Origin of the sequence: Lactiplantibacillus songbeiensis (genome assembly GCF_005405125.1) — a bacterium.
GTDB lineage: Bacteria > Bacillota > Bacilli > Lactobacillales > Lactobacillaceae > Lactiplantibacillus > Lactiplantibacillus songbeiensis.
Window position 1 is genome coordinate 1 of the sequence record NZ_BJDL01000045.1, and the last position, 6,762, is coordinate 6,762.

Here is a 6,762-nt window from a genome sequence, read left to right on the forward strand (position 1 = left end):
ATGCCTGAACTAGCTTAGCAACTAGACCACTTCTAAGAATAGATTCTTAGTGTTGCACTTGATTTGACAATTGAGGTTAATTTTTCTGTTTATCTTTCAAGTGTTAATTCAAGAATAGTAGCAATATGAGTAATGATGGCAGGATGGTTAATCATTAAGCTATAAATATTTTTTTACACTCGAATAATGTTATTTTGTCTGGTTCATCTCGCTTTCAATTCTTTAGCGAAAGGAAGACGAATGTTTCAATTATGTATAACAAAAAGCCACTGACAATTTCTCAGTGTCTTTTACATGTGATCATTACTTGTGTGGCTTTTTTAGCGCTTAAGTTATGCCAAATGACGCCGATTAAGTAGATAGACGCCAACGATTAATGGCAAGGTGAGGCTCATGACCGGGTAGAGCCAGGCCCATGGTAAGACGGTCGTAATCACCCCGGCTAGCATCGGACCGACTGACATGCCGAGGTCGACACCGATGTAAAAGGTACTGTTGGCCAGGCCATGGTCGGCTTCGGGGACGAGGGTCAAAGACTTGGCTTGACAGATGGAAAACATTAAGCCATAGCCGGCCGCTAATCCAAAGGCGCCCAAAATCAGCATGAACCAATTGCTTAGATCAGTCAGGCCAATTAATCCGAGTAAGTTAAAGCCTAGACAGATCCAAATGAATGTTTTAAACGGCACATGGTCAAACGCATCACGCAGTACCAACCGCATCACGAGTAAGATAATGGCATAAACGGGGAAGAAGATGCTGGCTGGAACGCTAAAGTGGCGATTGGCGATGTAGCTGACGATATACGTCTGTGTTGCAAAATATGGTAAGGAGAAGAGCATCAAAATCATGGCGACGGGCACGACTTTTGGTTGCACTAAACGTAGCTTACCAGGTGTCTTATTGGCGCGATAACTGGGACTAGGCACCCCGCGATTACCGACAAATTGAATCACCGCTAATAGTAATAGACTAAAGCCGGCTGCGAGCCAGAAGACAGACTGATAACTGTAGTGTTGATATAGGTAGACACTAACAGCCGGACCAACTGCCATCCCGAGGGCGTTGGCTAAGCCATAGATGCCCATCCCGGACCCAATACGGTCGGCAGGCAGGAGGTTAGCCATCCACGTGGACATACAAACGGAACAAAGCGTGTAGCCGAGTCCATTAATGACTCGGCAAACCATAATTAACGTGATATTGTCGGTTAGACTGTATCCCAAACTGGCGATTAATAGAAGCAGACCACCAACAGAGGTTAAATGATATTTGGAGACTTGATCGGTTAAGTTACCTGCTAAAGGCCGCATAATCAGTGAGGTTAGATTGGTCAGGCCGGCAATAATTCCCGCTAAAATACTGCTGGCACCGATACTGCTAGCGAACCCGGCAATAATTGGGTTAACTAACATGGGGCTCATTAAAAAGAAGAAACTAGCTGCTAAGACTAGCTTCACGTCTTTAGTGTATAGACGTGTTTTCACAATGTTTCAGGTCCTTTCTGAGCTGAATAATGACTAGTTCGTTGCAATTCGTTAATAATTGATTCTGTCTGTTGGGTAGCCAAAAGATACCAACTAGAGTGGCAATTTAAGCCAACTAGCTTCAAGCGTGCAGGCTCTTGTCAATCTAATTAAATGGTACAGCTTGCTAGAGTTGATTTAAAGTGACGTGGGTAGGTTGGCACCCACAAAAAAGTCGCCATAGCTAAGTATGACGACTAGTCGCGCTATAGTTCAGTTTTAATTTTGATGCCTTTGACTTGGCGACTAACGACCACGATCGCAACAATTAACAGTAAGAAATAAAAGGCAGCAACCACGGCTGAAATCACAGGTGAAATATTAAAATTATTGAAGTTATTCGGATGGTCGATTAATTGCGTGACTAACGAAATATCTGTAATCGCATGCAGGCCAATCGTCCAGGCCAAGTTTTGGGTACTGACGTACAGGCCGGCAAAGAAGGTTCCCAGCGCCATGGCGAATAAAATCTGCGGCAAGACGTAAGTCCAAGACATTTGTGAGGTGTTAATCAGATGCAGGCCGCCGAATAAGGCACTGTCTACGATAATGACTGCTAATGGATGATTTGGCATTGATCGCGCTAATAATGGAATTAAGACGCCACGAAAGACAAATTCTTCTGTCAGGCCAATCAGGATGACATAACCAATATAGAAGAGCATTAAGGGTTGAAACTTCATTTGAAAGAGCTGCGTTAATTTCGCCAGAGCTAAAATGGCGACTAGAATAATTGATGGGACAGCTAGGTGAAATTGATGATCTAAATCACGTGGATTCCACCAGTGAATCGGGACTCGGGTCAAGTAATGATTATATAGCCAAGCACCGATGACGACGATGCCGTCTTGGAATGGCCCGGATAAGTTAGTTGGTAGGCCGGTGAGTTTGACGATCCAGGCCGCAGCAAACATCATGACAGGTACTAAGATGAATAGTAGCAAGGCCGCGCCCCAACCGCGTCGAAATGTTTTCATTAGTTAATTCCCCCTTATGTTAGTCATAGTTTAGCATTGATTGGCCAGTCAACGGAACCTAAATCTTTTAAACGTTAATTAGTTTGCCACTCTGGCTGGCCTAGCATTAGTAGGCAGCACTGTTAACTAACGCCGAACGTAGCGTTCTAGGTCACTCGTCAATTTATTTGGATGTTCTGGAACCTGAAGTAACTAAAAAGTACACTAATCATCGCAAAATGAGTAGTGTACTTTTTTGAGTGTAGATTGAGCGATGATTTAATGATGCATCTTGAATTCTAGATAACGATCATTATATAAGCCCACAAGTTCTGGTGATAAATCTTGATAAATCTGTAAGTGACTGATGGTCCGATTGTCGGGATAAAATTGCCGATCGTTCCGAATGGCTTTAGGCAATAACGCTTTAGCCTTTTGATTAGGCGTGGCATAACCGATATATTCAGCATTTTTTGCGGCATTCTTTGGTTCACTCATGAAGTTTAAGAAGGCATAGATGGCTTTGAAATGTTTGGCTGTTTTCGGAATGACCAAGTTATCGAACCACAAGTTACTGCCTTCCGAAGGCACCACATAATGTAAGTGTGAATTACCAGCTAACATTTCCGAAGCTTCACCGGACCAATCGACCGCAATGGCGGCTTCGTTTTGAATCATGTACATCTTGATTTCATCGGCCACCACGGCTTTGACATTCGGTGAGAGTTTATTCAACTTGTTACGGGCTGCCAGTAAGGTCGCCGGATTCGTAGTGTTCATCGACTGACCGTTAGACGCTAGGGCAAAGCCCATCACATCGCGGGCACTGTCGATTAACATAATCTGATTGCGATACTTTTTTTGCCACAACTGATTCCAGTGCTGAATACTGCCGGGCTGGACGAATTTGTCGTTATAAATGATGCCCAAGGTGCCCCAGAAATAGGGCACGGAGTACTTGTTATGGTGGTCAAAAGCTAAGTTCATAAAGCGCGGATCATAATTCTGCATTCCGGTTAGTCGCTTTTTATCCAAGGGCAAGAGTAACTTAGCTGCTTTCATCTTTTCAATCATGTAGTCACTGGGCACCGTTAAGTCGTAACTAGTCCCGCCTTGCTTGATTTTAGTAAACATGGCTTCGTTGCTATCAAAGGTTTCCACGTTAACGTGATAGCCGGTTTGTTTTTGGAATTTAGTCAACAGACTGGGATCGATATAATCGCCCCAAGTGTATAAGTTCAAGACTTTACTGCCGTTGCTGCCGGAACTAGTCTGCAAGTTATGTGCACCAAACGCCAATAGCGCACAGATTGCTAATAAACCGATAATGACACTAATGAGTTTTTTCATGACCGACGCCCCCTTGCTGCGGCGCGGTGGCGACTACTATATTGGTTGATAAAGTAGTATCCAATCACCAAGATGAGGGCTAACAAGAACATTAGGCCAGATAAAGCGTTGATTTCCAGGTTAATGCCTTGGCGGGCCCTCGAATAGATTTCAACGGACAAGGTCGTAAAACCGTTACCGGTGACGAAGAAAGTGACCGCGAAATCATCCAAGGAATACGTCAAGGCCATAAAGAAGCCGGAAAAGATTCCGGGCATGATATAGGGGACGATGACTTGGCTAAGTAGTTGCCAATTGTTAGCACCTAGATCAGAAGCGGCGTCTAACAAACTCGTACCCATTTCTTGAATCTTCGGTAAGACCATCAAGACCACAATGGGAATTGAAAAAGCAATGTGGCTAAGTAAAACTGAGCCAAATCCCAATGGAATCTTTAAAGCAGTAAAGAAGATTAGGAAGCTAGCGCCGATAATGACATCCGGGGAGACCATCAAAATGTTATTTAGTGACAGAATCGTATTCCGAGTGACTGGTCGCGTCGTATTATTGATTCCTAATGCGCCCAACGTCCCAATGGTTGTCGCTATTACCGATGATAGCAAGGCAATGAGCAACGTATCGAGAAAAATAGCAATTAAGCGGCTATCGGCGAACAGGTCTTGATAGTGGCTCCAAGTGAAGCCGTGAAAGTTATTCATCGTTGTGCCAGCACTAAAAGAGTAGACCACTAAAAAGATAATTGGCGCATATAACACGATAAAGACTAGCCATAAGTATAAGTTTCGCCATTTGAATTTACGGGTCATTTCGTCAACCCCTTTCGCGGCCGCCGCTTACTGCTACCAGTTAGCCACATAATAATGACCATGGCGATGATTAAGACGACGCCAATGGTCGACCCCATTCCCCAGTTCATCGTGGTCAGGAAGTGTTCTTCAATCGCCGTCCCCAACGTAATCACTTTGTTGCCGCCAATCAAGCGTGTCAGCATGAAGAGTGACAGCGAGGGGATAAAGACTGCTTGAATCCCAGCCTTAACGCCAGGTAACGTTAGTGGAAAAATAACGCGGCTAAACGTCTGCCATGGCGTGGCGCCTAAGTCCCGACTAGCATTGACGTACGAGGGATTGAGTTCACTCACCGCATTATAAATTGGTAAAACCATAAATGGAATCTGAATATAGGCGGCCACAAAAACAAAACTGAAATTAGTGAATAACAGTTGTTTAGGGCCAATACCGATGAAGCTTAAGAACTGGTTGGCGATGCCGGCTTGACTAAAGATCCCGATAAACGCATAGGCTTTTAATAGTAGGTTGATCCAAGTTGGCATAATGATCAATAGCAACCACAATTGCGGATGCTTCGTTTCATTTAACAAATAAGCCGTCGGGTAGCTGATCAATAAGGTTGCCAGGGTAATCAAGAAAGCATACCAAACCGAGTTGACCGTCATCATCAAGTAGGTGCTTGAGGTGAAGTAAGTCTGGTAATTCGCCCAGGTGAACTGGCCATCAATGTTGAAAAATGATTGATAAATTAATAAAATCACTGGCGCAATGACGAATAGCACAATCCAAAGGGTATAGGGGACAAAGTAGGCCGTATTACGAGTTAATTTTTGTTTTCGTTGCATGCGACCGGCCTCCTATTCATCATCATCTTCGTAGCGTTCCAATCGGGCATCGAAGGCCGCTTCGGATTCATTCAACCGCATGACATGGATATCTTGCGGATCAAAAGTTAACCCAATTGGGGTCCCTTCGTCAGCGGGATTTGTTGAGTGGACGAGCCATTCGTTATGGTCGTTGTCATAGGCCACGATTTCAAAGTAATTGCCGCGGAAAAGTTGTGAATCAACTGTGACGACTAACTTACCTTGATCAGCGGCGACAATATCCAAGTCTTCTGGTCGTAAGACGATTTCAACAGCTTCATTCGGCCGCATCCCAGCATCGGCACATTCAAACCGCTTACCCACGAATTCGACTTCAAAGTCTTGCAACATCTTACCGGGGATAATATTACTCTCCCCAATAAAGTTAGCTACGAAGTGATTAATGGGTTCATCGTAAATATCTACGGGCGTGCCACCTTGTAAGATTTCGCCCGCTTTCATGACGAAGATCTCATCACTCATTGCTAACGCTTCTTCTTGGTCATGGGTGACGAACAAGAAGGTAATGCCTAACCGTTGTTGCAGATCACGTAATTCATACTGCATATCTTTTCGTAACTTAGCATCCAAAGCGGAGAGTGGTTCGTCTAGTAGTAAGACTTTCGGCCGCATGACAAGGGCCCGCGCAATGGCGACCCGTTGTTGTTGTCCGCCGGAAATTTCACTGATTTCACGATCGCCAAAGTCAGCTAGTTGGACGAGCTTTAAGGCTTCTTGCACCCGGGTTTCGATTTCAGCTTTGGCAACTTTATGTAGTTTTAAGCCGAAGCCCACGTTTTCTGCAACGTTCAGATGCGGGAAGAGCGCGTAATCTTGAAAGACGGTATTTAATTGACGCTGGTTTGCGGGGACATCATTGATGACTTGACCATCGAAAAAGACTTGTCCGGCCGTCGCATCCGTAAAGCCGGCAATCGTCCGTAAAATCGTGGTTTTCCCGCAGCCAGATGGACCGAGTAGGGTATAGAATTTACCGGCTTCGAGTTCTAAGTTAATATTTTTGAGAATTTGAGTATCCCCATAGCTTTTACAAATATTAGTTAACCGAATAATCGGTTGGTTATTAACCGCCAATTCGGATTCCTCCTTTTAGGGTTCTTATTTGGTTGTTGTTTGCCGCTCCGGTTGGCCTGGATTGATGCTGGAACGTGGTGGCTGCGTTTGCGAGCCAAAGGTGAGGTGTACCCCAAAAGTTGGAACACAATCTGAGGTGTTCTGATAATGGATAAAATGAGCGTAGATACCCAGCTCC

General features: G+C 44.5%; 6 protein-coding genes. All 6 read right to left on the reverse strand.

Annotation, left to right across the window (positions count from 1 at the left end):
- Positions 1-332: 332 nt before the first annotated feature.
- The 6 genes from FFM77_RS13775 to FFM77_RS13800 all read right to left on the reverse strand — a co-directional run bounded on the left by FFM77_RS13775 (position 333) and on the right by FFM77_RS13800 (position 6,584).
- Complete coding sequence (locus tag FFM77_RS13775) at positions 333-1,487, reverse strand: MFS transporter (protein ID WP_171001651.1); 1,155 nt, start codon at positions 1,485-1,487, stop codon at positions 333-335.
- A gap of 245 nt (positions 1,488-1,732) precedes the next feature.
- Complete coding sequence (locus tag FFM77_RS13780) at positions 1,733-2,503, reverse strand: CPBP family intramembrane glutamic endopeptidase (RefSeq protein ID WP_137636352.1); 771 nt, start codon at positions 2,501-2,503, stop codon at positions 1,733-1,735.
- A 258-nt stretch (positions 2,504-2,761) separates the two neighbouring features.
- Positions 2,762-3,832, reverse strand: coding sequence for an ABC transporter substrate-binding protein (locus FFM77_RS13785; RefSeq protein ID WP_137636353.1), 1,071 nt, complete (start codon positions 3,830-3,832; stop codon positions 2,762-2,764).
- Positions 3,829-4,638, reverse strand: coding sequence for an ABC transporter permease (locus FFM77_RS13790; protein ID WP_137636354.1), 810 nt, complete (start codon positions 4,636-4,638; stop codon positions 3,829-3,831). Before FFM77_RS13790 ends, FFM77_RS13785 begins: the two co-directional genes overlap by 4 nt.
- The gene (locus tag FFM77_RS13795; RefSeq protein WP_137636355.1) at positions 4,635-5,468 is read right to left on the reverse strand and encodes an ABC transporter permease; all 834 of its coding nucleotides are present in this window, start codon (positions 5,466-5,468) and stop codon (positions 4,635-4,637) included. The genes FFM77_RS13790 and FFM77_RS13795 overlap by 4 nt, the downstream gene beginning before the upstream one ends.
- A 12-nt stretch (positions 5,469-5,480) precedes the next feature.
- Positions 5,481-6,584 carry an ABC transporter ATP-binding protein gene (locus tag FFM77_RS13800; protein ID WP_137636356.1) on the reverse strand — a complete coding sequence of 368 codons (1,104 nt, stop codon included), beginning with the start codon at positions 6,582-6,584 and terminating at the stop codon, positions 5,481-5,483.
- Between the last annotated feature and the right edge of the window lie 178 nt (positions 6,585-6,762).